General features: G+C 68.1%; 26 protein-coding genes and 2 tRNA genes. 9 read left to right on the top strand and 19 right to left on the bottom strand.

Annotated elements, in window-relative coordinates:
• The gene (locus tag SK224_RS08500; RefSeq protein WP_320434292.1) at positions 1-1,662 is read left to right on the top strand and encodes an FAD-binding dehydrogenase; all 1,662 of its coding nucleotides are present in this window, start codon (positions 1-3) and stop codon (positions 1,660-1,662) included.
• A gap of 4 nt (positions 1,663-1,666) precedes the next feature.
• Here the strand turns inward: SK224_RS08500 and SK224_RS08495 are convergent, their stop codons facing one another.
• Positions 1,667-2,332, bottom strand: coding sequence for a hypothetical protein (locus SK224_RS08495; RefSeq protein ID WP_320434291.1), 666 nt, complete (start codon positions 2,330-2,332; stop codon positions 1,667-1,669).
• A 47-nt stretch (positions 2,333-2,379) separates the two neighbouring features.
• Between SK224_RS08495 and SK224_RS08490 the strand changes: the two genes are divergently transcribed.
• Entirely contained in the window at positions 2,380-3,294 is a 915-nt protein-coding gene (locus SK224_RS08490; protein WP_320434290.1) for an acyl-CoA thioesterase II, read from the top strand.
• A gap of 124 nt (positions 3,295-3,418) precedes the next feature.
• Here SK224_RS08490 and SK224_RS08485 read toward each other — a convergent pair whose 3' ends face one another.
• The 4 genes from SK224_RS08485 to ssb all read right to left on the bottom strand — a co-directional run bounded on the left by SK224_RS08485 (position 3,419) and on the right by ssb (position 6,672).
• Positions 3,419-3,907: a thioesterase family protein gene (locus SK224_RS08485; protein WP_320434289.1), complete on the bottom strand. Its 489-nt coding sequence runs from the start codon at positions 3,905-3,907 to the stop codon at positions 3,419-3,421.
• 63 nt (positions 3,908-3,970) lie between these two features.
• Positions 3,971-5,650: an energy-dependent translational throttle protein EttA gene (gene ettA, locus SK224_RS08480; protein ID WP_320434288.1), complete on the bottom strand. Its 1,680-nt coding sequence runs from the start codon at positions 5,648-5,650 to the stop codon at positions 3,971-3,973.
• 43 nt (positions 5,651-5,693) lie between these two features.
• A complete protein-coding gene (locus SK224_RS08475) occupies positions 5,694-6,179 on the bottom strand; it encodes a DUF6993 domain-containing protein (protein ID WP_320434287.1) in 486 nt (161 codons plus the stop codon).
• Between the two features lie 16 nt (positions 6,180-6,195).
• A complete protein-coding gene (gene ssb / locus SK224_RS08470) occupies positions 6,196-6,672 on the bottom strand; it encodes a single-stranded DNA-binding protein (protein ID WP_320434286.1) in 477 nt (158 codons plus the stop codon).
• Between the two features lie 216 nt (positions 6,673-6,888).
• On the opposite strand from ssb, the gene SK224_RS08465 reads away from it, so the two are divergent.
• A complete protein-coding gene (locus SK224_RS08465) occupies positions 6,889-7,119 on the top strand; it encodes a hypothetical protein (RefSeq protein WP_320434285.1) in 231 nt (76 codons plus the stop codon).
• A gap of 3 nt (positions 7,120-7,122) precedes the next feature.
• Here the strand turns inward: SK224_RS08465 and SK224_RS08460 are convergent, their stop codons facing one another.
• The gene (locus tag SK224_RS08460) at positions 7,123-8,550 is read right to left on the bottom strand and encodes a PLP-dependent aminotransferase family protein (RefSeq protein ID WP_320434284.1); all 1,428 of its coding nucleotides are present in this window, start codon (positions 8,548-8,550) and stop codon (positions 7,123-7,125) included.
• A gap of 63 nt (positions 8,551-8,613) precedes the next feature.
• Here SK224_RS08460 and SK224_RS08455 point away from each other — a divergent pair, with 63 nt between their 5' ends.
• Positions 8,614-9,246, top strand: a complete 633-nt coding sequence (locus SK224_RS08455; RefSeq protein WP_320434283.1) for a hypothetical protein — start codon at positions 8,614-8,616, stop codon at positions 9,244-9,246.
• Here SK224_RS08455 and SK224_RS08450 read toward each other — a convergent pair.
• Positions 9,206-9,409, bottom strand: coding sequence for a methyltransferase (locus tag SK224_RS08450; protein ID WP_320434282.1), 204 nt, complete (start codon positions 9,407-9,409; stop codon positions 9,206-9,208). The two genes, SK224_RS08455 and SK224_RS08450, sit on opposite strands and share 41 nt — an antisense overlap.
• A gap of 86 nt (positions 9,410-9,495) precedes the next feature.
• On the opposite strand from SK224_RS08450, the gene SK224_RS08445 reads away from it, so the two are divergent.
• The 4 genes from SK224_RS08445 to SK224_RS08430 all read left to right on the top strand — a co-directional run bounded on the left by SK224_RS08445 (position 9,496) and on the right by SK224_RS08430 (position 11,803).
• Positions 9,496-9,571 (top strand) — tRNA-Arg (locus SK224_RS08445).
• A 46-nt stretch (positions 9,572-9,617) separates the two neighbouring features.
• The gene (gene orn, locus SK224_RS08440; protein ID WP_320434281.1) at positions 9,618-10,241 is read left to right on the top strand and encodes an oligoribonuclease; all 624 of its coding nucleotides are present in this window, start codon (positions 9,618-9,620) and stop codon (positions 10,239-10,241) included.
• A gap of 37 nt (positions 10,242-10,278) precedes the next feature.
• Positions 10,279-10,354: transfer RNA gene (locus SK224_RS08435), tRNA-His, on the top strand.
• Between the two features lie 138 nt (positions 10,355-10,492).
• Entirely contained in the window at positions 10,493-11,803 is a 1,311-nt protein-coding gene (locus tag SK224_RS08430) for a site-specific integrase (protein ID WP_320434280.1), read from the top strand.
• A gap of 49 nt (positions 11,804-11,852) precedes the next feature.
• Here the strand turns inward: SK224_RS08430 and SK224_RS08425 are convergent, their stop codons facing one another.
• Positions 11,853-12,062, bottom strand: a complete 210-nt coding sequence (locus tag SK224_RS08425) for a hypothetical protein (protein WP_320434279.1) — start codon at positions 12,060-12,062, stop codon at positions 11,853-11,855.
• Between the two features lie 49 nt (positions 12,063-12,111).
• Between SK224_RS08425 and SK224_RS08420 the strand changes: the two genes are divergently transcribed.
• Positions 12,112-12,270, top strand: coding sequence for a hypothetical protein (locus SK224_RS08420; protein ID WP_320434278.1), 159 nt, complete (start codon positions 12,112-12,114; stop codon positions 12,268-12,270).
• A 62-nt stretch (positions 12,271-12,332) separates the two neighbouring features.
• Here the strand turns inward: SK224_RS08420 and SK224_RS08415 are convergent, their stop codons facing one another.
• From SK224_RS08415 to SK224_RS08365, 11 genes are all read right to left on the bottom strand, one after another.
• Positions 12,333-12,605: a hypothetical protein gene (locus SK224_RS08415; protein ID WP_320434277.1), complete on the bottom strand. Its 273-nt coding sequence runs from the start codon at positions 12,603-12,605 to the stop codon at positions 12,333-12,335.
• A 582-nt stretch (positions 12,606-13,187) separates the two neighbouring features.
• Complete coding sequence (locus tag SK224_RS08410) at positions 13,188-13,373, bottom strand: hypothetical protein (protein ID WP_320434276.1); 186 nt, start codon at positions 13,371-13,373, stop codon at positions 13,188-13,190.
• On the bottom strand, positions 13,370-15,532 hold the full coding sequence (locus tag SK224_RS08405; protein WP_320434275.1) for a pyocin knob domain-containing protein: 2,163 nt from the start codon (positions 15,530-15,532) through the stop codon (positions 13,370-13,372). The genes SK224_RS08410 and SK224_RS08405 overlap by 4 nt, the downstream gene beginning before the upstream one ends.
• On the bottom strand, positions 15,532-15,915 hold the full coding sequence (locus SK224_RS08400) for a hypothetical protein (protein ID WP_320434274.1): 384 nt from the start codon (positions 15,913-15,915) through the stop codon (positions 15,532-15,534). The genes SK224_RS08405 and SK224_RS08400 overlap by 1 nt, the downstream gene beginning before the upstream one ends.
• Positions 15,902-16,408: a hypothetical protein gene (locus SK224_RS08395; protein ID WP_320434273.1), complete on the bottom strand. Its 507-nt coding sequence runs from the start codon at positions 16,406-16,408 to the stop codon at positions 15,902-15,904. Before SK224_RS08395 ends, SK224_RS08400 begins: the two co-directional genes overlap by 14 nt.
• Before the next feature lie 60 nt (positions 16,409-16,468).
• On the bottom strand, positions 16,469-17,044 hold the full coding sequence (locus tag SK224_RS08390; RefSeq protein WP_320434272.1) for a hypothetical protein: 576 nt from the start codon (positions 17,042-17,044) through the stop codon (positions 16,469-16,471).
• A gap of 150 nt (positions 17,045-17,194) precedes the next feature.
• On the bottom strand, positions 17,195-18,133 hold the full coding sequence (locus tag SK224_RS08385) for a hypothetical protein (protein ID WP_320434271.1): 939 nt from the start codon (positions 18,131-18,133) through the stop codon (positions 17,195-17,197).
• 30 nt (positions 18,134-18,163) lie between these two features.
• The gene (locus SK224_RS08380) at positions 18,164-18,595 is read right to left on the bottom strand and encodes a hypothetical protein (protein ID WP_320434270.1); all 432 of its coding nucleotides are present in this window, start codon (positions 18,593-18,595) and stop codon (positions 18,164-18,166) included.
• A complete protein-coding gene (locus SK224_RS08375) occupies positions 18,588-19,724 on the bottom strand; it encodes a hypothetical protein (protein WP_320434269.1) in 1,137 nt (378 codons plus the stop codon). Before SK224_RS08375 ends, SK224_RS08380 begins: the two co-directional genes overlap by 8 nt.
• Entirely contained in the window at positions 19,715-20,548 is an 834-nt protein-coding gene (locus tag SK224_RS08370; protein WP_320434268.1) for a hypothetical protein, read from the bottom strand. The genes SK224_RS08375 and SK224_RS08370 overlap by 10 nt, the downstream gene beginning before the upstream one ends.
• Positions 20,545-23,718, bottom strand: a complete 3,174-nt coding sequence (locus tag SK224_RS08365; RefSeq protein WP_320434267.1) for a hypothetical protein — start codon at positions 23,716-23,718, stop codon at positions 20,545-20,547. The genes SK224_RS08370 and SK224_RS08365 overlap by 4 nt, the downstream gene beginning before the upstream one ends.
• Positions 23,719-23,721: the final 3 nt, after the last annotated feature.

Genomic DNA, 23,721 nt, shown 5'->3' with positions numbered 1-23,721 from the left:
GTGACCGCATCCCACCGCACCGATGTTCTCGTCGTGGGATGGGGTCTGGCAGGACTCGTGGCGGCCTGCGAAGCCCTGCGCGCCGGACGGTCGGTGACGATCGTCGACCAGCAGCCGCGGGTCGACTTCGGCGGTCAGGCATGGTGGTCGTTCGGCGGCCTGTTCTTGGTCGACTCCCCCGAACAGCGGCGCATGGGCATCAGGGACTCCCCGGAGCTCGCCGAGCAGGACTGGTTCGCCACGGCCGGCTTCGACCGCGCCGAGGACGAGTGGCCCGCGCGCTGGGCCCGGGCGTACCTCGACTTCGCGCACGGGGAGAAGCGCTCCTGGCTCCGCCAGCGCGCCGTGTCGTTCTTCCCCGTGGTGGGATGGGCGGAACGCGGCGGTTACACGGCGACCGGTCCCGGCAACTCCGTGCCCCGCTTCCACATCACGTGGGGCACTGGCCCCGGCCTGGTCGCTCCGTTCGCGGCGGAGGTCGAGGAGGCCGAGGCAGCGGGCCGACTGCGCATCCTCGCCCGTCATCGCGTCACCGCGCTCGAGACGGCCGGCGGAGCGGTCACCGGCGCCCGCGGCGAAGTCCTCGTCCCCGCCGATACCGAACGCGGAAGAGCGACGCCGCACGAGGTCGTCGGCGACTTCTCGATCGAGGCGGGCGCGACCGTCGTCACCAGCGGTGGCATCGGAGGCAATCATGCACTGGTCCGCGAGCGCTGGCCGGAGCGGTTGGGTACGCCACCCGCGACGATGGTCGCCGGCGTTCCGGCCTACGTCGACGGCGCGATGCTCTCGGTCGCGGAGCAGGCGGGCGCCACGCTCATCGGGAGCGACCGGATGTGGCACTACGTCGAGGGGCTGCAGAACTGGGATCCGATCTGGCCGCAGCACGGGATCCGCATCCTTCCCGGACCCTCCTCCATCTGGCTGGATGCGACCGGCAAGCGATTGCCCGTCCCCCTGTTCCCCGGCTTCGACACCCTCGGCACCCTGGCCCATCTGCGCGCCACCGGGCACGACCATTCGTGGTTCGTCCTGTCCGAACGCATCATCGAGAAGGAGTTCACGCTCTCCGGCAGCGAGCAGAACCCGGATCTCACCGGCAAGGACGTCTCTCTGCTCGTACGCTCGCGGCTCGGAAAGGGCGCATCGGCTCCGGTGCAGGACTTCCTGGAGCACGGCGCCGATTTCGTCCGTGCCGACCGGCTCGACGACCTGCTCGCGAGGATGCGCGAGCTTCCCGGCGGCGATGCGCTCGATCTCGAGCGGGCCCGACGGGAGATCGAGGCCCGCGACCGTGAGATGGACAATCCGTTCACGAAGGACGCCCAGGTGGCGATGCTGCGCTCCGCGCGCTCGTTCCGCGGCGATCGACTGGTGCGCACAGCCCGACCGCAGCGGATCCTCGGCCCCGCGGGCGGCGGTCTGATCGCGGTCAAGCTGCACGTGCTGACGCGCAAGTCTCTCGGCGGCATCCTGACCGACCTCGACTCGAGGGCGCTCGATGCGCGGGGTGAGGCGATCCCGGGACTCTACGCCGCCGGCGAGGCCGCCGGCTTCGGGGGCGGCGGCGTGCACGGCTACCGAGCGCTGGAAGGAACGTTCCTCGGCGGATGCCTCTTCTCCGGTCGCGCTGCGGGACGGGCGGCCGCGCGCGCCGTCTGAGTCTTCAAGAACCCGTCGCCCGCACCGCGGTCATCCCCGACCGCATCGGTACACGCACGAGGATGTGACCCCGCGAAAGGGACACACGCGTCCACCCGGGGGCGGAGAACACGCGGCCGTACTCCTCGCCGAGCACGAAGCCCATCGCGACCGCACCGAAGGCGACAGCACGCAGCTGGAACCCGAGGGCTTCATCCGGCTCTCCCCACACCCGGAGTCGGGCGGAGCGCACGATCTCCTCTCCGGGGTCGCTGGGCAGCGCATCGGCGACGGCCGCCATCCCCCACTGCGCCCGCGCGGCCAGGACCTCCGACGCGATTCGGCCCGACGACTCCCATCCGGCGCGCGGCGGGGACACGCCCGCCCACGCAGGCCGGACGGCCGTCTCGCCCAACTCGATCGCGGTGTTCGACGCGGCGGACAGCTGTGACGCCGGCACGCTGAGGTCGCACTCGAGGTCCGGATCGACGGGGAGGACGCGCATGGCCAGCACCGTGGGCGTCGCGTCGAGCAGGCCGCGCGAGGCCAGCACCGCTGTCGTCATGCTCAGCACGCCGCCGGCGGCGCGGAAGTGGACGGCCGCTTCACGATCGAGCGCTCCGGCCCGTCCGGCGAACGTCAGCGCGTCCGCGGCGGCCTCGGGGTCGGGGAACAGGAGACGAGCGGACACCCCACCTAAACTAGCAACGCGTGCATGCGGCGAGCCGAGGAGAACCAATGACGACCAGCGATGAACCCACCGGCGGACGCACCGAGCACGCGAGCGACCCGGTCGGCTCCCTCATCGAGGTCCTCTCGATCGCGTCGAGCGAGGCGCGTACGACCGAGGACATCTTCACGGGCGACTCGCACGCGATGCCGCTCGGACGCATCTACGGCGGGCAGGTGCTCGGGCAGTCGGTGGTCGCCGCCTCCCGTACGGTGGCCGAAGACCGCCCGATCCACTCCATGCACGGGTACTTCCTGCGCCCCGGCGACTCCTCCCGGGGGCTGACGTTCTCGGTGGACCGCCTGCGCGACGGCCGCTCCTTCTCTGCGCGCCGCACGCAGGCGTACCAGGAGGGCGTGCCGATCTTCTCGATGATCGCGTCGTTCCAGAGCGAGGATGCCGGCCTCGACCACGCCGAGCCGATGCCGGACGTGCCAGAGCCGGAGGCGCTCGTGCCGCAGGAATCGGACCAGCTGCATCCTCTGTCGATGCGCAGCATCAGCGAGCTGCCCGTTGAGGTCCGCCACGTCCCGGGAACACTGTTCGAGAGCGAAGCGGTCACCCCGGAGCCGCATCAGAGCGTATGGATGCGGCTGCGCCGCCCCCTGCCGGCCGATCCTCTGCTGCATCGCGCGATGCTGGCGTATCTGTCGGACATGACGATTCAGGAGTCGATCCTGCGCGCCCACGGACTCACGTGGCGAACGCCACGACTCAATGTGGCGAGCCTCGATCACGCGATGTGGTGGCACCGCCCCGCCGCTGTCGACGACTGGCTGCTGTACACACAGGACTCCCCCAGTGCGCGCGGCGGACGCGGGCTCGCGACCGGCCGCATCTACACGCGCGCCGGCGAGCTCGTCGCCAGTGTCGCGCAGGAGATCATGGTGCGTGTTCCCCCGCCGACCGCCCCTGCCGCCTGACACCGCCCATTGCCCACCGCCCACCGCCCACCGCGAGACTGCATTTTGAGCACGAGATCAGGGGTAATACCCGTGATCTCGTGCAGGAGATGCAGTCTCGCGGGAAGAGCAGCGGTGAGGTGTTTTAGCGGCGTCGGGCGTAGGCGATCGGCGCACCCAGGTACGGCTCCCAGGCCTCGCGCATCCGCTCGGTCAGGCGCATCGGCCGACCCGTCGCGGCGTCGACCGTGACCACGACGGCGGAGGAGCGGGCGTAGAGCGTCTGAGGCTGCTCACCCGTCAGCGGACTGAACACCTCGTAGCAGACCTCCATGCTGGATCCGCCGAGGCTGCCGAACCACAACTGGACGTCGAGCGGTGCGCGCTGGTACGGCACGGGATGCAGGTACTCGATCTCCTGGCGCGCGATGAGGGTGAGCACGCCAGCCGTGGCCCCGGCCGGGACGACAGCGGTCGGGTACTGCGGTTCGCCGTCATCCGCCGCCCAGAACGCGCGCACCCGCGCCTCCTCGAGAAGCTTGAGCATCGAGGTGTTGTTGACGTGATTGAACGCGTCGAGGTCTCCCCATCGCAGGTGGATGGGAACGTGTAGCCGTCGCTCGCCCTCGGTCATGGCCTCTCCCACTGCTCGAATGCACGATGCGGATCGCCCGTGAGGGGCGATCCGCATCTGGCATCAGTCGCGCGTCAGCTTGCGGTGCGTCGAACGGTGCGGGTTGGCCGCATCCGGACCGAGGCGCTCGATCTTGTTCTGCTCGTACGCCTCGAAGTTGCCCTCGAACCAGTACCACTGGGCGGGGTTCTCATCGGTGCCCTCGTAGGCCAGGATGTGGGTCGCGATGCGGTCGAGGAACCACCGGTCGTGTGTGATGACCACGGCACAGCCGGGGAACTCGAGCAGCGCATTCTCGAGCGAGCTCAGCGTCTCGACGTCGAGGTCGTTGGTCGGCTCGTCGAGCAGCAGCAGGTTGCCGCCCTCCTTGAGCGTCAGGGCGAGGTTCAGACGGTTGCGCTCGCCGCCGGAGAGCACGCCGGCCTTCTTCTGCTGGTCCGGCCCTTTGAATCCGAACTTGGAGACGTAGGCGCGAGACGGGATCTCGGTCTTGCCCACCGTGATGATGTCGAGTCCGTCGGAGACGACCTCCCACAGCGTCTTGTTGGGATCGATGTTCGCGCGCGACTGGTCGACGTAGCTGATCTTGACCGTCTCGCCGACCTTCAGGTCACCGCCGTCGAGCGACTCCAGACCGACGATCGTCTTGAACAGCGTGGTCTTGCCGACGCCGTTCGGGCCGATGACACCGACGATGCCGTTGGGCGGCAGACTGAAGCTGAGCCCGTCGATGAGGACGCGGTCGCCGAAGCCCTTGTGGAGCTTCTTCGCCTCGATGACGACGTTTCCTAGGCGGGGACCGGCGGGGATCTGGATCTCCTCGAAATCCAGCTTCCGCGTGCGCTCGGCCTCCGCCGCCATCTCCTCGTAGCGCGCGAGACGCGCCTTCGACTTGGTCTGGCGTCCCTTCGCACTCGAGCGAACCCACTCGAGTTCGTCCTTGAGGCGCTTCGCGAGCTTCGCGTCCTTCTTGCCCTGCACGTCGAGGCGCTCGGCCTTCTTCTCGAGGTAGGTCGAGTAGTTGCCTTCGTAGCCGATCAGGCGGCCGCGGTCGACCTCGGCGATCCACTCCGCGACGTTGTCGAGAAAGTAGCGATCGTGGGTGATCGCGATGACAGCACCCTTGTAGGACTGCAGGTGCTGCTCGAGCCAAAGCACGCTCTCGGCGTCGAGGTGGTTGGTGGGCTCGTCGAGCAGGAGCAGGTCGGGCTTCTGCAGCAGGAGCTTGGCCAGCGCGACGCGGCGACGCTCACCACCGGAGAGCGGACCGATCGCGGCGTCACCCGGCGGGGTGCGCAGTGCGTCCATCGCCTGCTCGAGCTGCGAGTCGAGGTCCCACCCGTCGGCGGCGTCGATCTCCTCCTGCAGCACGCCCATCTCTGCCAGCAGCGCGTCGAAGTCCGCGTCGGGATCGGCCATCAGACCCGAGATCTCATTGAAGCGATCGAGCTTGGCCTTGATCGCGACACCGTCCTGGATGTTCTCCAGCACGGTCTTCGTCTCGTCGAGCTCGGGCTCCTGCATCAGGATGCCGACGCTGTAGCCCGGGCTCAGCTTCGCTTCGCCGTTGGAGGGCTGGTCGAGACCGGCCATGATCTTGAGGATCGTCGACTTACCGGCGCCGTTCGGGCCCACCATGCCGATCTTCGCACCGGGGAGGAACGCCATCGTGACGTCGTCGAGGATGAGCTTCTCGCCGACCGCCTTGCGGGCACGGACCATGGAGTAGATGTATTCGGCCATATCCGCTCCAGTCTAGACGGCGCTCACCCGCCCCGCCGCCGGGCTACCAGTCGATGGCGCGGGTGCGACCGATCAGACAGGTGCCGTCGGAAAGGACGGGTTCCACGACGGTCACGGCTTCACGCGTGGCAGGGCCCACCTGACCGATCAAGCACTCCTCGCCCCAGCGCACCGAGAACTGGATGCTCTCGGCGGGATTGTTCACCGTCGACTGATCAGGGGTGACCTGCATCGCTGCCTTGTCGAAGCCGGCCGCTGTGAGGGCGTCGATGTACGCGCGCCCCGCGACCTGATCGGGGCCGGCCCACACCGCATCCACCACGCTCGTGAACAGCGGCAGGTTGTCTTCGGCTGAGCCCTCGGGGACGAGTGTCGGTGTCGGGCTCGGAGCCGGGGTCGTGGCGACGGGTGTCGAGACCGACACGGTCGGGCTCGGCTCTGGTGCTGGCGTGCACGCCGCGAGCATCACGGCGCCGGCCGCGGCCACGAGGACGAGGGCGGACAGTCGGACGGCGCGGGGCGGGGTCACGGGGCCAGTTTAGGCATCAGAACGGGGTCGATCCGACGCTCACCTCTTGGCCCACCGCACCGGGCGCCGCCCATCCGTCCTCGTCGACCGGGCCCGAGAGGGAGCTTCCGCCGTGCTCGGTCGCGTCTCCTGAACGCGCGGCCGTGCGCGTGTAGGCGGTCGTACCCCACCGCAGGTCATGGCCGACCGCCTCCGCCTCGATCTCCGCCGAGACACCCTTCTTCGTGTCGGTCTCCCACTCCTGCAGCGAGAAACGCCCGCTCACGACGACCCGGTCGCCCGATCCGATCGAGCGGTGGATGTTCTCGGCCAGCCCGCGAAAGGCGTTCACGCGGTACCAGCTGGTGTTCCCGTCGACCCACTGCGAGGTCTGCTTGTCCTGGCGACGTTCGGTCACCCCGACGCGGAAGCTGACGACCGCATCCCCGGAGGGCATCCGCCGCAGCTCGGGTGTCGCCGCCACATTGCCGACGATCGTGATGCGTTCCTTCATGGTGTTCTCCTCTCGGCCGGGCACGTGGGACGACGCTGCGGCGCCCGGGTGCCCGACGGGCGCCGCAGCGAAGACAACTGTGCCGGCGCCATCCGTTCACGAGAGGCCCCACGGACGCGGATGCGGCGGACCCGCCGTCCGTCTCCCGCTGGGGAGGAGCGAGGATGCGGTGTCGGTGGCCATCGATAGCGTCGAGACGACGGGAGGAAGAGAGCGATGAACGCAGGAATGAACACCGCGGCCGCTGCGTCCCTGGTCGCCCTCGGGCTGGATCGATGGCGTGTGCTCGACACCGCGGGTGGGGTGATCGGCGTGGTCGATGCGCTCGTGCGCCCCGAGGGATTGCGCTACCGCGCCCGCCGTTACCGGTGGTCCTCGCGGGCATTCATCGACGTCGGCGAATTCTGGCGACGTGAGGACGCCGTCGCGGTGCTCCGACGCGGCTGAGCCTCACACGACCGCGTCCAGCGCGCCCTCTCTGAGCGCTGTCTCTCCCCCGATGGTCCGCCGCCAGGCACGAGCAATCCCGTCGACGGCGCGCTCGAGATCGGACGCGGACGCGGTGAAGGGGATGCGCAGGTTCTTCTCGAATCCCCCGTCCACCCCGAATCGAGGGCCCGCAGACAAGAGGACACCCTCGGCGCGCGCCGCGAGCACGAGCGCACTGCTGAACGGTCGATCGAGCTCCACCCACAGCGCCACTCCGCCATCGACCGCGGGAACATTCCACGCGGGCAACTGCTCCGCCAACGCCGCGCAGACCGCGTCGCGTCCCGTCCGCAGAAGATGCGCGCGCTGCGCGATCACCCGGGGAAGATGCGGCAGGAGAAGAGTCGCGACATGCTGCTCCCAGTCGGGGGTCCCGAGCTCGATGGGAAAGCGGGCCGCGATGAGCCGACGGATGAGTTCCTCATCCGCCCGGATCCAACCGACGCGGAGGCCTCCCCAGACCGTCTTGCCGAACGAACCGACGCGCACGATCTGCTCGTCCTGAGGGTCCGCCCCGAACGGGGGCGGCTCGATCGCACGATCGATGTCGAGATCGGCCGTGGTCTCGTCGACGATGAGCGTCGTTCCCGCACGCTCGGCTGCCGTGACGAACAGCTCGCGCTCGACGCCCGTCATCGAGCGGCCCGTCGGATTCTGGAAGTCGGGCATCAGGTACGCGAGACTCGGACGGACGCGCGCGAACACCTGCTCGGCGCGGTCCAGATCCCACCCCTCGTCGGGGGTCACCGGAACACTCACCAGCCGAGCACCGGCGGAGCGGAGCGCTTCGGCCGCGTGCGGATACGTCGGACTCTCTATCAGTACCCGGTCGCCGCGGTGCACCAGGACGGTCGCCAGGAGATGCAGGGCGCTCTGCGCTCCACTCGTGATGAGGATCTGCGCCGACGTCGTGGGAATGCCGCGTCGCGTGTACCGGTCGGCCAACGCGGCGCGCAGTTCCTCGCGTCCGACCACGTCATAACCGGGGCGCGCCAGGAGCGCCGGCGCCTGCATCGCGGCCTCGGCGAAGACACCGGCCAGTCCGGGCCACGCCGCAGGACTGGCCTGCTGGAGGTCGATGGCACGAGGATCGGAGATCGTCCTGGTGGCGGCGCGCTGCGGCGCTCCCTGGGTGACACTGCCCGAACCGCGAAGACTCCGGATGTGGCCGCTGTCGCGAAGGCTCCGGTACGCGGCCGCGACTGTCGTCCGGCTGACACCGAGCACCGCGGCGAGCTCCCGCTCCGCGGGCAGCGCCGTGCCGGCAGGAAGGCGGTTGTCGAGACAGAGGAGCCGGATCCCGTCCGCCAGAGCCTCGTACGCGGGCTCGCTCGTGCGCCATCCACCCAGCCGCGCCGCCAGCGCACGCGCACTCACTCGGGAGTCCATGCAAGCCAGTGTATCCAGATTGGACTCTTTACCGGAATCCAATTCGAGGGTGTTCTAGAGGGTATGACTCCACGACTGATCCGCCTCATCGTCGGCTTGGCGATCTACGGCGCCGGCGAAGCGCTCATCGTCCGCGCTGGTCTCGGCGTGGATCCGTGGACGGTTCTCGCCCAGGGCATCTCGCTGCACACCGGCTGGGGCATCGGCTGGATCGTCAACCTCCTGGGACTGGCCGTCATGCTCGCCTGGATCCCGCTGCGCCAGCGACCGGGCGTCGGCACTCTCGCCAACATCCTCCTGCTCGGAACGAGCATGCAGCTGGTGCTGGATCTCGTGCCGGACGCTCACGGGATCGTCTTCCAGGCGCTCGCGCTCCTGAGCGGCATCCTCCTCGTCGCTTTCGCGACCGGTCTGTACATCAGCGCCGGGATGGGGCCCGGACCGCGCGACGGACTGATGACCGGCCTTCACACGCGCTTCGCCATCCCCATCTGGGTCGCGCGGGGAAGCATCGAGCTGACGGTGCTCGGCGCAGGCTGGATACTCGGCGGCACAGTGGGTCTCGGAACCGTAGCCTTCGCGCTCCTCATCGGACCGCTCGTGCACCGCGCCCTGCCGCTGCTGGCGCGCCGTCCACGCGTGGCGCTGCTGCCGATCAGTGCTGACGGACCTCCGGCCACGCCGAGCCGGGCTTGAGATGCGCGCGCAGCGCGCCCTTCGCGATCTCCATGCTGGGATAGCTGCCGAGGTGATCGTCCGCACCGCTCATCGTGACGACGTATCCCCCGGCGTCCTTGCGGATACTGCCCACCACACCGGTGTTCCCGTAGGCCACCCATAGCGCTTCGGTCGTGGTCATGCCGAACCTCCTCGTCCGTATGCGGCCGACGCTACGCTGTCCGACGGTCGGGCACCAGGCCCATCGCGCTACGCTGGAGGATGCGGCCCCCCGTAGCTCAGCGGATAGAGCAGGAGCCTTCTAATCTCTTGGTCGCAGGTTCGATTCCTGCCGGGGGGACCACCGTCTCCGACTCGTCCGCGTCGGAACACACGAGGAGGATGTGCACGTGAGTACGACCGATGGCGACCGGCTGGTGTGGATCGACTGCGAGATGACGGGTCTCGATCCGCAGATCGATGAGCTCGTCGAGATCGCGATCGTCGTCACGGACTTCGAGCTCAACGTCCTCGACGAGGGTTTCCAGATCGTCATCCGCCCCGACGCTTCCGCATTGGCGAACATGAACGACTTCGTCACCGAGATGCACCGCTCGTCCGGGCTCCTCGACGAGATCCCCTCCGGCGTGAGCGTCGCCGAGGCCGAGTTCCAGGCGCTCGAGTACGTGCAGCGCTTCGCGCCGATCGAAGGCAAGGCACCGCTGGCGGGCAACACCATTGGCACCGACCGCGCGTTCCTCGCCCGCTACATGCCCCGACTCGACCGGTGGCTGCACTACCGCAACGTCGACGTCTCCAGCATCAAGGAGCTCTCACGCCGCTGGTATCCGCGGGTGTACTTCAACGCACCCGCCAAGAACGGCGGGCACCGGGCCCTCGCCGACATCCGTGAATCCATCCGCGAGCTGGCCTACTACCGCGAAGCCGTGTTCGTCTCGCAGCCCGGTCCGTCCAGCGACGACGCGAAGGCCGTCGCGGCGAACGTCGTGTCATCATTTGCCCCTGAGGTGTGAGAGAATCGTTTGGTTGCCCGCGCGAGCGGGAGACATGGTGGCTATAGCTCAGTTGGTAGAGCACCGCGTTGTGGTCGCGGGGGTCGCGGGTTCAAGCCCCGTTAGCCACCCCACTTCTTCCCTTACTCCCGACTGGGATGTCCGAGGTGCGTGGCACTATATGCCCACACTTCGGCCCACACCTTTCGGGGGCTGACCTCAGAATCCGCACTTATGACCGCCCAGTCCGGGCGTTCGGTGAGGAGAGGGTCATGGTCGTTGAGGCCACAACCAGTCGTGTGGGGAAGCTCCCGAAAGCGAGCGTCGACGCTAGGACGTCGAAGGCCACCGGCGAGCAGTCGTTCCGTGTGCGGTGGCGCGAGGGCGGGCGCCAGCTTCAAGAGACGTTCCTCGACGTCGACAGCGCGCTCGAGTTCAAGCGCCTCGTCGAGACGATGGGCACTGCGGCCGCACGCAAGGTGCTGCGCGCACGGCACAGCGCGGATGGGGGCATGCCCACACTCGCCGAGTTCACGGAGCGCTACCTCGATCGCAGCTCGGGCCTACTGACCGGCATCGAGGACGGCACCCGCGCCGGGTACGAGAAGATCGCCGCGAAGTCCTTCCTCGTCGTCCTCGGCCAGTACCCGCTCGACGTCATCACGAAGAGCGAGATCGGCCAGTGGGTCGCTTGGCAGGAGACGCAGCCGTCGCTCCGACGCAAGGGCGAGAACATGTCGGCGAAGACGATCCGGAACTACCACGCGCTGCTCTCGTCCATCTTCTCGAGCGCGGTGGAGCAGAAGCTCATCACCGAGAACCCGGCGTACCGCACCCGGCTCACGCGCGGTGTGAAGAAGGAGGCGACGTTCCTAACCGCCGAGGAGTATCAGACGATCCTCCACTTCATCCCCGATCGGTACAAGCGCCTGGTGGAGTTCCTGGCGAACTCGGGAGCACGATGGGGCGAGGCCACCGCGATCACTTGGGGCGATCTGAACCCGAACGGGAAGCCGCCGACGGTGCGGATCGTGAAGGCGTGGAAGAAGGCGCGCACCGGCGCGCCTGTGCTCGGCACGACGAAGTCGGCCAAGGGACGCCGCACTGTCTCCCTGCCCCCGACGCTCATCGCGGCACTCGGCGAGCCTGGTCCGGCGGATGCGCTCGTCTTTCCCGGCGTGCTGTCCGGGGGGCACATCTGGTACCAGCGATTCCGGGAGTCGAACTGGAACAAGGCCGTGTCTGCCGCGCAGAGCGCAGAGGCGTGCGAGGCTGCCGGGCTCACGCCCATCACGAAGACGCCCACGATCCACGACCTGCGACACTCGCACGCGTCGTGGCTCATCGCCGCCGGGATGCCGCTCCCCTACATCCAGAGCCGGCTCGGGCACGAGAAGATCACGACGACGGTCGATGTCTACGGTCACCTCGTCCCGGATGCGCACGAGCAGATGGCGGCCGTCATCGCCGAGACGCTGGCAGCGGGCAAGCGCGTCACCGCTCCCCCGGCTGTCGCGCAGCACGCTCCGGTAGCCGAGGTCGAAGCGATGGAGGTTCTTGAGGGCGAGCTCGTCGACGTCTGAGACGGCGAAGAGCCCCGGATGCTGCGCGTGGCGGCATCCGGGGCTCTCGTCATGTCAGGGGGTCGTCCGCCTCTTCGGGGTGCTCGGCGAGCCATGCTTCGTAGTCGAAGTCCTCGATGTACTCCTCGAGGCCCGCGCGGATGATCTCGGGCAGGAAGATGCCTTCGCTCTTCGCCTTCGCCTTCGCCGGGAGCCAGATGTCGTCCGAGACGCGGACGGCGCGGACGGGAGTCCCTGGCTTGTTCGGCACGTCCCCCATCGTGGCACCTCACATTGCCTGGTGTATTACACCGGCCTATCCTGTCAGCGTGAGCGAGAGGCACGCGGGCGACGTGCTGAGTGGCGTCGATCCCGAGCTCGTCGCGCGGGCACGCGCGGCGGCCGAAGCGCGCGGTGAGGACTTCGCCGTGGTCGTCGCGCGGATTCTCGCCGAGTACGCCGAGCTGCCCCCGAGTGGGTCGCCATGAGTCGCCACAGCGAACGGATCGACGGCGGCGGCCGAGTGGATGCCGCTCACCCCGCGCAGCGTCTAGAGCTTGTTGCCGTCCTTGTCGGGCCAGGGACTCCCCGCCGGCAACCCCGGCACTCCCTCACGCAGCATCATCTGGTGCAGCCGCATGCACGACTGCCTGAGCGAGGTTCCCCAGCCGATGAGTTCGCCCCGATGCTCGGTTCGGTAGCGGGGGCCGTCCTTCGTTCGGCGGAGCTGCACACTCCCGTACGGGTTCCCGCGGGGATCGCGGAGCACCCAGACGCCAGGCTGCACCTCGTCCGCGGCGAGGATCGGGTGCCAGTCGGCCATGCCGTGGATCTTCACACGAAGGTCCGACAACCACGACCATCCGCAGCAGGGTCAGCGCCTCGCGCTAGGCTCAGAGCGGGGAACAGGGGGAACGATGAACCGTAAGCGGATCGCAGCAGTGGGACTCTCCGTGGTGGCGGTCGCCGCCATCGTCGGAGGCAGTTGGGCGATCGCAGCGTCCGCGACGCCGGAGCCGGCAGCTTCGCCGTCTCTGTCCGTCACGCGCACCGCAACGCCGACACCGACTCCCACAGGGACGCCCACGCCGACCGTTGCGCCCGCAGTGGAAGATCCGGCTCCGCCGCCCGTCGAGGAACCCGCACCCGCGCCAGCACCCGAACAGGTCGCACCCGCCCCCGCGCCCGAGCCCCCCGCGCCCGAGCCAGCACCGATCAAGTGTCCGGCCGGGTCGCTTGCGAACAGTGGCGATGGCCCCAACGACACGTCGTGCCTGCCGGAGATCTGCTTCCACATCACGCTCCCGGACCCTGCGCACCCGGAGTGCGAGACGGCCTTCAAGCCGTAGCAACGACGAAACGCCCCCTCCCAGCCGAAGCCAGGAGGGGGCGTTTCGTCGCGTGCTCAGTCGGGCACCGGTTCACTGTCCGGCGTGGTGCCGGGGTCGTACGGGTTGTCCGGTCCGCGGTCTTCCGGGAGGCGGTTGTCGATCGCCAGGCCGGTGCAGATGGCGCACTGGCCGGTCGGGATGAACGGGTCCACGTCGACGTGCTCGTGCTCGTCGCCGGTGGGACCCTTGTGAGTGCTCATGCGGGCACGCTCCCAACTGCCACACCGGGAAGGATGGTTGGCCAAGCGTCATTCGTGGGGAATGTGCCTTCCCCGTAGAGAAGGCCCGAGTTCTGGAACGCCACCACGTCGATCGTTCCGGCCGCGTTCGCCCGGTAGGTCGTGACCGGACCATTCGGGGCATCGAACAGGAGGAAGCGGTCGGTGCTACCACGAAATCCCGCCAGTGACGCCAAGGCATTCGAGGCAGTGCGGGCCGAGGGATCGAGCCCGTTGAACTTCACCGTGACCATGAGTCCGACCCGTCGAATCTGAACGGTCTGTGCGGTCCAACCGTTGATGAGCTGGTCCTTCACCTCGCGCCAGCCGGTGTCGCCGTAGATCATCTGCATACGCAGGTTCACCGGGTCGTAGAGCGACATCGTTCGGCCGGCGGTTTGGTCGACCACGAGTGCGGAGTAGAACTCCCATGCGGAGTATGTGCCGCTGGTTCGCCGGCGCTGCCAGTAGCCGCGGCCCGGACCGTTAGGCCCGCCCATCGCGGTGACCCGCTGGAGGCGGTTGCCTGTGTCGCCGGCCGTGACCGCGATCACTTCGATCGCTGCGGCAATTCCCGCGACCGGGTAGTTGTTCGCGAGGGTCGCGGCCACCGTGGAGGTCTGGATGTAGGTGCCGGGGACCGTCAGGGTGTCGAGGTTCGCGGAAGTACCAGGGGCAGGGTGCAGGGTGCCGAGCAGCTGCAGCTCTCGATTGTTCGCATCGTCCCAGGTAAAGACCTCGACGCCCGGCTGGTCGCTGGGGTTGTTGATGCGCTGTGTAGGCACCGCGGACCACGGCGTGAAGGCCGACGCGTCGCCAACGCGGCCACGCAGATACTGCACACGCGGTCCACCACTTGAGGGGCGATGAAGGGTAACCCGCTGAAGGAGGTGCCCACCGTAGTAGGCCACCTCCAGCACGCAGTTGGCCCCCGCCACCGGGTAGTTGTTCGCGAGGGTAGCGTTGCCCCCTGATGTCTGAAAGTACTGACCGGGGAGCGTGACGAGGTCGAGGTTGACCGCGCCCAGGGGGATTCGGACGGGGAAGATCGCCTGGAAGACGTTGTTCTGATCGTTCCAGAGGGAGATGTCTACTCCGGGCTGGTCTGTGGGGCTGACCGTCTGCTGCGCGGCGTAGGTACGCCATGAAGTCCAGCCGGAGCTGATCTGTGTCCGCGTCCAGTAGCGGGACGCGTCGTTGATGTTGACCTGCCGCGAGGACTGCGCGATCTGGACAGCGCGACCGGCTTGCCTGGCGAAGACCTGAATCGTGCCGATGAAGTTGGCCTCGGGGAAGCCGAGCGCCGTCGTGTTGCCCGAGCCGCTGGCGTACTTGTAGACGCCTGGAGTGGTCAACGTGTCAGGGCTGACCGTCGCCGCGATGGTCGTCCCGGCGAACTGGCCCGTGAGGGCGAGGTTCGCGGCCGCCTCCGCTCCCGCGCGAGCGGTCTCAGCACCCGTGCGCGCTGTCGACGCGGCGTCCGCCGATGCTGCGGCGTCGAGCTTCGACTGCAGCGCCGACGCCGAGAACTCGGACGCCTGCGTGCGGTACTGCTCTGTGTCGAGCTTGAGCTGCACAGACGCGGCCGCGGCAGCCGCCGCATCCTGAGCGCTCTGGCTGGCCACGCCTGCCTCAGCGGCGGCCGATGCGTCGGAGGCTGCTGCCGCTGCGGCAGACGCGTTGGCGCCCTCGGCCGAGACGGCGGACGCCGTGGCGGAAGCCGTGGCTGCGTCCCGAGCACTGAGAGCATCGGCGCGTGCAGCGAGGGTGTCGACGTACACCTGCTCGTTGACGACCCACTTGACGGTGGGCAGTGGCTCGATCGGCGCGGCGAGGGTGAGGTCGAGCGGACGCTCGGCCGTGTGGTCGGTGGTGACGTTGATCTCGAAGCCCGCGCGGATGGTGCCCGCGAGGCTGAACGTGACCTTGTAGCGGGTGGCGATGACCGGCTTGGGGTGGATCACTCCCCCGTCGATGGTGAGGGTTGCCGGCCCGACAGCGGTGGTCGACTCGGCGGGCGAGTCAGGGTTGACAATGAGCGTCGGGGTGAGCGGCGTCAGCTTCACCGTCCCCGACTCGGGGGTCTCGCCGTCGTGCTGCACGAAGCGGCCAGCGACGAACCCCCGAGGGAGGTCGAACATCAGTCGAGCCCGGCGGCCTCTCGCGCGTCACGGTACTCGGTGCGCGTCACGGTGGAAGGCGCCGGCAGCGCGACCACGGTCTGCCCGGGCGCCACGTAGACGGGCACGAGCGACTGTCCGAGCAGCCACTTCTCTACCGCCGGCCATCGGGAGCCGGCGAGTCGGGCGAGGTAGTAGTACAGCGACACGATGCCGGCGGTTGCCGCGAGGCCGAGCACGGTCGCGACGGGAACGCCGCCCGTGACTGCGGACAGGTGCACGTCGATGAACGCGATGACGTCAGCGACGGCCGGGATCTTGGTGATGAGCCAGGCCAGAATGAGACCGACGAGCGTGGGCACGCCGGTACGGATGGTGGCGACGATGCGGTCACTGATCGTCATGGGGCTTCTCCTTTGGGGCTGTGGGCTGGGTGTTCTCGAGGTCTTCGCGGAGGCCGCGGTCGGCGGCGTGGAGGTCGACGATTTCGTCGCGGACCTCGCCGAGCTGTTCCTGCACTTCACCGAGGCGCGCGAAGACGGCCTTGACTTGCCTCTCGGTGCGGATCGCTGAGTCCTTCACGGACCCGCCGGTGTTGAAGTTCACCTCGTGGTGGATGGATGCGATGCGCTCTGTGTGCTCGCCGAGCACGCGGGTCGTCTCGGTCGTGAACGCGTCGGTGCGCTCCATGAACTGCGGGAGACCCTTCACCGACTCGAGGAGCTCGGTGGCGTTGAGGATCGCGTGGGCCAGCGCCTTCGCGCCCGACCACGCCTTGGGGCCGACCTTCCGGAGCCAGATGAACGCGCCGACGATCGCGACGACGGGCAGCAGAGCGTCCCAGAGGTTCACCGCGGCCAACCAGTCGATAAGCCAGTCCGGAGGCGTGACATTCACGGTGCTGTCACCCCCAAGACCCGAGCCACAGCGCCGAAGCGGCGTAGCGCGCGACGCGCATCAGTAGTTGACGCGGCTGTAGTCCGCGCGGCCGGAATCGGTGGCGAGCGGTCGGGCTCCGCGCACGTCGATGACGCTGCGGATCACGTCGCCGTCCCACTCGGCGCGACGGTATGGGATGCCCTTCGTCGCCCAGTAGTCGAGCGCGCCCATCTCGGCGCCCGAGAGCAGCGCGAGGGGTGCTGCGAGGTTGTTGGCGTACGCCTGGCCCTTGCGAACCGTGCCGTCGCTCGAGTCGTTCATGGCGATGATGATGAGCATGTCGTCCTCCAGGAGACTGGTCGATGCGGAGATGGGGGATGCGGCGGGGAGGGCCGGAGTCGGGTCGTTGCGGTGCTTGTCTCGACTGGGGATGTAGCGGCGATGCCAGGGCTCACCTTCGACGTCAGCGATCCAGCCGTTGTCGTCGAGCCATGAGCCGCGCTCGTCGGTGTCCCATGCGTTGCCGCCATCCGAGTCCGAGCGATAGACATGGTCGGAGAACTCGGGGTGGGCGACCGTGTAGGGATACTCGCCGCGCTGGCGCTTCTTGTAGAGATCCATCTGCACGTCGTATGGCACGACCGTGCGGTTCACGTCCGCTCGGCGCCCGAGCCGCTGCTCGATCCGAAGGAACGATCGGGCGGCGTCCGGGCGAAACTGGACGTGTTCCCCGTCAGGATTGGTGCGAATACGCACGAGAGGCATATGCGCTCTCCGTTCTATGAAGTGAGTGGGACCGGCGGGTCAGTAAGTGACCGGCCAAGGGGGCACGCTCGCCATCCGGTAGTCGCTCGCCGGCAAGCTCAGGTTGAAGAACACGACGTTGCCGGTCGGCTGGATGATGAGGGTCTGGACGAGGTTCGAGCTGGTCATGACGCTCGTGACGCGTTCGACGGCCGGCCTCGCTTCCGCGGGGAGCTGAAAGCCGTTCACCGTCGCGCCAGAGCCCGCGTCGAGGCGGCCGTTCAGCGACGCCATTCCATTCCGCACGCGCACGCTCAGCGCTTGGAGGGCGCTCCAACCGCCGTTCGGGTTGATGATGATCTCTCCGGTGTCGGTCGCCACCCACGCGCCTCTGACTCGCACGTACTCGACGCTGTTGTCCATCCGGAACGCGCGCCCGCCGTTCGCGGGGGCCCAAGCATCCAGTTGTGCGCTGTTGCGCACGTTTACGACGCCGCCGGCCATGGCGGTGAACTGAGCCGTCTGCGTGATGACTACGGTCGCGGTGGTCGTGTCGGCCGACGTGACCACCGCCGTCGCGAGCTCGAGCGCACCCTCCGGCAGTGTCGGCTTCACGGGGCTGGGGGCGGCTGCTCCACGCGCCACGCCGAACGTGGGGACATTCACCGAGTCCGCGTAGACGTTGTAGCGGCAGAGCACATAGATGACGTCGATGCGCGAGTTTGCCGTCGGCGCTGCATCCGTAGGAACGGTCGCGACGCCGTCGTTCGTGACGAACTCGACACCGCCCAACTTCCGGGACGTCGCCGCCTGGAAGGGGCTGATGTCGTAGGCCATCGAAGGTCGGCCCGTGACGAGAGCGCCCGCGCCGGAGGGGAAGACGCCCGCACGGTGCACGCCGGCGGCCGACTGGACAACCATTCCACCGAGCGCGCGTCGCGTCGCCTCGATGGGGATGCCGCCGGGGTCCTGGGTCGGGAATGGCGTGGTCAGTGGCATGAGGTTCCTGTTCAGTAGATGAAGTGGGCGTCAGCTCGTGTGTCCGAGGCGGCCGTCGCCGCCGATCCATGCCGTCACGCGACCGGATGCACTGACGAGAGAGGTGCCGCGCGCGCCAGGTAGGGTGACGACGCCGCCAGCAGTCAGGGAGCCAGCCGTCGACAGCGACGCCGCAGCGAGGGCGCCGTTCACGGTCAGCGACCCGGTGATCGAGACGTTGCCCGCGAACGCGGCGGCGATTCCGGCGGCGATGCGAGCCTCGACCTGCGCGTTGGTGTATCGAGTGGTCGCCCACTCGTCGATCTGCCCTTGGATGTCGTCGATGAGGCGCTCAAGCTTCTGCACCGACTGGTACATCTGCGTGCCGCTCGCGCGGCTCTGCGCTGTGATCGCCAGTTCCAGCTCCGCGAGCTTGTCAACCAGCCACTCAACGCCCTCGCGCCCCGGCTTGGGGTCACCCATAGAACTCTCCGCACGTGATCGTGATGTCGGCACGCGCCGCGCCAGAGACGCCGACGATGCGGCGAGTCACTGCGCGCGGACGCACGTTGGGGATGTCGCGCGCCGAGATGAGACCCACTGCGTACTGATCGACGGGCGAGAGCATCAAGGTCGCGAGGTCACCGCACTGGTACTCGTGCGGGAAGGGCGGGGAATCCGAGGGCACCTTGAACGTCCAGAACTGGGCGGGCACGCGCGCCGTCCGAAGGGTCTCGGCGTTCTTGGAGTCCAACGTCTCGACGCGTTCGGTCGTGTAGGACGCCTCGGATTCGAGATGCAGGAGGGGGAAGCCGCGGTTGACGAGGAAGGGGTCGTACGCCATGCGGATGAGGGTCTGGTCCGTAGCCCGTCCGCCTTCCGCCCACGCGATCGAGCCCATACGCGACGGGTCGATGCGGACGCCGATTCCGGCGATAGACGACGCCTCCCAGGTGATTGGCGCCTCCCCTTGAAGGCGCGGCTGCGCCTCGGTGCCTGACTCGTAGACCCAGCCGAAGGAGCGGTCGCCCGTGCGTTCGAGGCGAACCCGAATGTCCGGCCCCTGCTGCTGCCCAGCGAGGTCGCTGAAAGCTGAGGCGATGCTCTTGCGATGCACCGCCGCGTAGGACTCTTGGCGACTGCCGGGTCGGTCCGGGTGGAAGCGCATGGGGATGTCCGTCCATCCGGGCCACTGCAACTGCTGCTGCAGCAGCTTCTTCCCGATGGTCCCGTGGTCGACGCCGTTGATGAAGGTGTCGAGCGTCGCGTCGGGCTCGCCGTTCGGCGCGAGAGGCCGCGTGAGGGCGGCCAGGGGCAGGACGGGAACGCGTCCCAGCATGTACACGAAGCCGCGTGCGGTGACGTCCACTGAGGCGCTTTCTGGCTCCTTCTCGGTGGGGACGATCGGCCCACCGAGCACGCGCCCGTCCACCTCGAGTGCCAGTGAGTGCTTCCACGGCGTCAGGAGGTTCTGCCACTCGTCGAGACCGGTGAGTGGGAGCGAGACCGTCTCGGGTGTGTTGCTCTGTTCCTCCCAGCGGTGACCGAGTGGTTCGAGTTCGTCGATGACGGCGCCTCCGCGCGTCTCGAAGATGCTGAGCCTCACCACCACGCGGAGTCCACCTTCCCCTCCATGCGCGCGCCGTTGGCGGCGTCCGCGTCGAACTGGTAGGTCCGAGCGCTCTCGCGAGCGACCTCGGACCACTCCCTGTAGAGGAGCCATCGAGAGACGTCGAAGCCGCCCTCGAGGGTGGCCTTCCGGGCGGCGTAGTCGATGTCGACGTAGGAGCCTGCGGGGATACCGCGGCCGAGCCCCACCCGACTGCCGTCGTCGACGCAGGTGATCGTCGTCGCGGCTGATTCGCCGAAGAGTCGGAACTGCGGGCTTGAGGGTGCGCGCCCCTCGTTCGCGAGCGTGATGCGCCCTGTGCTGCCGCCGCCGGCCCACGTGACGGGCCACTTGAGCGGCCAGGACGGGCCAGTGCCGGGCGAAGGAGGGGTGGTCGACTGCCACTCCCCTGTCGCGTACCGGCGCGGATCTTCTGCGGTCAGGTCGACCGCCAGCCGGGCGAAGCCGAGCCCGGCTCGGTAGTTCAGCGGTTCACACGCTTCGACCTTCACGGTGCGCCACGTGTCGCCGCTGGGTGTGGCAATGCTCACGCGGACAGGCGCCTCCGCGCCGATGCTCGCGAGTTCATCCATGGCGTCCTCGATCTCGGCTTGCGAGGTGCTGAGGAAGTTCGCCGTGAACGAGATCACCCGCGCCGAGCGCACCGACCGGAGGGTGGGGAATGCGCCGTGGGTGATGGGGCGCTCTCGCACCTCACTCTTGTCGGCGCTCTGTCCCCACCACCCGGTCAGCGATCCAAACGACCACCCGGAGCGGGCCGAGCCGGCGAGGGTGATGGGACCGTAGGTCATCGTCGAGTCCGTCATGCGGCTGCGAACGCTCCTCTCGCGGCCCGGCCCCACGTGCGCATCTGCAGCTCGGGGTCGGTCTGTTGCGTGGTGATGTACTGGTTGACCGTGACGTCGGAGTCGCCGCGTCCGCCGAGGGCGGAAGGGGCGTCGGCCGTTGAGGCGCCGGATGCTGCGGACGTGATCGCTTCGGAGAGACGCATGCTGGCCGACAGGCCTGCCTCGATGTCACTTCCGAGCTGCGGCCCGAGCTGGTCGCGCACTTCGTCCGCGAAGGTCGAGACGCGCGACTTCACCTGCAGGAACCCGCGCTCGAGACCTCGCTGGAAGCCGGACATGATCCATCCACCAGCGGGCTCGAGCAGCTTCCGGTCGTACGATTCCGGGCCCTTGTTGTCCTTGATCCACCCGGCGATGCCACTGATGAACTCCTGGACGCCTGTGTAAGCCGCGCGGAGGCTGGAAAGGAATCCGCCCATGATCGCGGCACCGGCGGGGTTGAGAATCCCCGACGCATTCGGAATGGAGATCAGGGAGCCGAGCGAAGCGAACCAGAGGCCAACCCCAGGCCATGCGCCTTGAGCGCCGGAACCGAACCCTGAGACCGTCTCGCTGCCCCTGCCTGAGAGCCAGCCCCCCGCGCCGCCTGCTGCGAGCGAGAGGACACCACCGAGGCCGCCGAACCATCCCGAGGTGTTCGGGAGTTCGCTGTCCGCACCGGACTGGAAGCCTCGGATGGTCTCGCCGCCACGCCCCTTGAGCCAGGAGCCGGAGCCGGAGAGCTGGGTATCGAGGTTCGTCTGCAGGGGCGTGCTGATGTCGAGCGGCTCGAGGATGATGCCCTGTGCCAAACCGCGGCTGAACCCACCCCCGGCGCCCTTACCCTTCTGCTTGAACTTCGGTTCGAGGTCGGGGCCGAACGTCTTCTCGAGTTCCGCCATGAGCTCACCCGGCATGTCCACGTTCTTGACCCCGTCAAGGAACGCCTGTCCGGCGGCGGGGCCACCGGTGCGGAGTTCGTCCTCGTAGACGCGGACGATCGACTGGGCATAGCTGCGAACAGAGTCCTCGTCGCCCTTGTCGAGCCCCTGCAGGACGAAGCCCTTGCTGTTGCGGAGTTGGTAGCCGTTGCCGCCGATCATCTGTTCGAGCCGCGTCTCCCACTTGTCGGCATCCGGCGTGAGCGACAGGGTGATGCTCTCGAAGAACCCCTTGTTGGCGTCGGACCACGCATTGAGGCCGTCCAGCACCTCGACGAGTCCGTCGACCAACGTGGTGACCGTCGGTGCCAGCCCATCGAGGGCATATGCGAGGAGGTTGAACGCGTCCACGACCGCCGGCGTGAGTGCTTCGACCAGGTCAGCCACCGCGGGGCCGAGAAGGTTCGCGATGTCTGACACCGTCGAGGAGAGCAGCGGGAGGATGCCGGTGTCTCGAATTGCGCTGATGACGTTCTGCACAGCGGGCATGAGCGCAGAGATCGCGCCCGTCGCGGTCGGGAGGATCGTGGCAGCAAGATCACCGAGTAGTCCGAGGAACTGCCCGAAGGTGTCAGCGATGGGCTGCAACGAGGGCTTGATGGCGCCGAGCGCTCTCTCGAGCCCGCTCGAGAACTCGAGCAGGCCGACCGCGAAGTCAGCAGAGTTCAGAGCCTCCGCGATCGCCTCGATGAGCCCACCAGCGAATGTGCCGGCCGAACCGATGAACGTCTCGATCGAGAAGCTGCGGTCGGAGAACAGGCGTCCGACGGCCTCGACGGCGCGGCCGAAGGCGTCCATAGCCTCGTACGAGCCTCGGAAGATCGCGGTGAGTCCACGCTGGAAGTCGACGCCGTTCACGACGCGCTTCCACTCCTGCATCATGTCCGCGAATCCGCGCAGTCCGCCGGAGCCGGCGTCGTCGGCGGCCTTCCAGAGGCCGGAGAACACGCCCGCGAGGCCGGTCGTGGCATCCCAGAGTGCGTAGACGCTGTCGATGGCGCCCTGCATGAGGTTGTCCATCTGCCCGCTGTTCGCAGTCCGTTCGAGCCACGAGTCGAGGGTGTTGGCCTGCCGAACCAGCCAGTGCGCCAGGCGCGGCGTGTAGTTGGCGGCGACCTGCGAGAGTGAGACCATCGCGCCGGCGAAGCCGTCAGCACCAGAGGCGAGCACGCGCCAACCGTCGGCGATGCCGCGGAAGATGCTCTCGAGTCGGCCGTTCGCGAACTCCTCGCCGAAGGCGCGGGAGAGTTCGGCCGTGAAGTCGCCGATGCCCTCTGAGATGTCTCGGAACGAGTCCCGCAACTGGGGCATGAGGTTTGTGACGAGATCGATGATCGGCTGCCGAGCGCGGTCCCAGAACGTCGTGTTGATGATCTCCCCGAGCTCGTTCATCGAGTCGGCAAGAGGCGCGAGCTCCTTCTTGGAGTTCTTGAGCGCCACGAACAAGGCGATGATCGACCCCGTCGCGTTCGCGATGAGGCCGGGCACGAGCAGAAGACCCGGGGCGAGGGCGACGAGCCCCTGTCCGAACCCGACAACGCCCGAGGTCGCGGCGAAGAGGCCCGCCCCGAGAGAGGTGATTCCGGTCGTCCAGTTGAGGATCGACGGAAGGTTCTTGTCGAGGTCGCGGGCGAAGGTCGAGATGCTGTCGACCCACTCGTACGACAATCGGGCGCCGGACAGGGCGGCGAGCGTCGTGGCCGCGGATGTGAGGCTCGCCTTGTTGACGCGGACGATGAAGTCGACGACGCGGGTGCGCGACGCATAGGCGAGGCGCGAGTTCGCGATCGCCGTCGACACGGTTACCGGGATGTCGACCTCGTTGCGCTCCGCCCGGTCGACCAGGCGCTTGATCTCGCGCTCGAAGCGCTCCTTGTCCTTGACCTGTGCCGCGAGGTTGGTCTTGAAGTCGCCGAACGCGTCGATCTGGCGCTGGATCTGCTCACGGAGCTTCTGCTTCCGTACGTTCGCCTTGTCGACGTTCACTTCGCCGTCGAGTTCGACCTTCGGGAGCGTGAGCCCCTTCGACTGCTCCTCGATGGAACGCCGAAGGGAGCCGCGATCCACGTTCGCGACGACGTCGACGACCATGCGCGTGGTCTTCTGGATGCGGCGCAGGTCGGCGATGAGATCTCGTCGGAAGCCCGTGGTGTCGGGCACGGTGCGGATCGACACGCGTCCGACGTTGCGTCCCGGATTGAATGCCATCGG

This window comes from Microbacterium sp. BG28, assembly GCF_034044005.1.
Taxonomy (GTDB): Bacteria; Actinomycetota; Actinomycetes; order Actinomycetales; family Microbacteriaceae; genus Microbacterium.
Note: the sequence above shows the minus strand (reverse complement) of the source record. Positions and strands in the feature narration are given on the sequence as shown.

Excerpts from the sequence above, each read along its gene's own strand:
- SK224_RS08490 (WP_320434290.1), top strand. The coding sequence starts at position 2,380 with ATGACGACCAGCGATGAACCCACCGGCGGACGCACCGAGCACGCGAGC.
- SK224_RS08485 (WP_320434289.1), bottom strand. The coding sequence starts at position 3,907 with ATGACCGAGGGCGAGCGACGGCTACACGTTCCCATCCACCTGCGATGG.
- ettA (WP_320434288.1), bottom strand. The coding sequence starts at position 5,650 with ATGGCCGAATACATCTACTCCATGGTCCGTGCCCGCAAGGCGGTCGGC.
- ssb (WP_320434286.1), bottom strand. The coding sequence starts at position 6,672 with ATGAAGGAACGCATCACGATCGTCGGCAATGTGGCGGCGACACCCGAG.
- SK224_RS08465 (WP_320434285.1), top strand. The coding sequence starts at position 6,889 with ATGAACGCAGGAATGAACACCGCGGCCGCTGCGTCCCTGGTCGCCCTC.
- SK224_RS08460 (WP_320434284.1), bottom strand. The coding sequence starts at position 8,550 with ATGGACTCCCGAGTGAGTGCGCGTGCGCTGGCGGCGCGGCTGGGTGGA.
- SK224_RS08455 (WP_320434283.1), top strand. The coding sequence starts at position 8,614 with ATGACTCCACGACTGATCCGCCTCATCGTCGGCTTGGCGATCTACGGC.
- SK224_RS08450 (WP_320434282.1), bottom strand. The coding sequence starts at position 9,409 with ATGACCACGACCGAAGCGCTATGGGTGGCCTACGGGAACACCGGTGTG.
- SK224_RS08430 (WP_320434280.1), top strand. The coding sequence starts at position 10,493 with ATGGTCGTTGAGGCCACAACCAGTCGTGTGGGGAAGCTCCCGAAAGCG.
- SK224_RS08425 (WP_320434279.1), bottom strand. The coding sequence starts at position 12,062 with ATGGGGGACGTGCCGAACAAGCCAGGGACTCCCGTCCGCGCCGTCCGC.
- SK224_RS08415 (WP_320434277.1), bottom strand. The coding sequence starts at position 12,605 with ATGGCCGACTGGCACCCGATCCTCGCCGCGGACGAGGTGCAGCCTGGC.
- SK224_RS08410 (WP_320434276.1), bottom strand. The coding sequence starts at position 13,373 with ATGAGCACTCACAAGGGTCCCACCGGCGACGAGCACGAGCACGTCGAC.
- SK224_RS08405 (WP_320434275.1), bottom strand. The coding sequence starts at position 15,532 with ATGTTCGACCTCCCTCGGGGGTTCGTCGCTGGCCGCTTCGTGCAGCAC.
- SK224_RS08400 (WP_320434274.1), bottom strand. The coding sequence starts at position 15,915 with ATGACGATCAGTGACCGCATCGTCGCCACCATCCGTACCGGCGTGCCC.
- SK224_RS08385 (WP_320434271.1), bottom strand. The coding sequence starts at position 18,133 with ATGCCACTGACCACGCCATTCCCGACCCAGGACCCCGGCGGCATCCCC.
- SK224_RS08380 (WP_320434270.1), bottom strand. The coding sequence starts at position 18,595 with ATGGGTGACCCCAAGCCGGGGCGCGAGGGCGTTGAGTGGCTGGTTGAC.
- SK224_RS08370 (WP_320434268.1), bottom strand. The coding sequence starts at position 20,548 with ATGACGGACTCGACGATGACCTACGGTCCCATCACCCTCGCCGGCTCG.
- SK224_RS08365 (WP_320434267.1), bottom strand. The coding sequence starts at position 23,718 with ATGGCATTCAATCCGGGACGCAACGTCGGACGCGTGTCGATCCGCACC.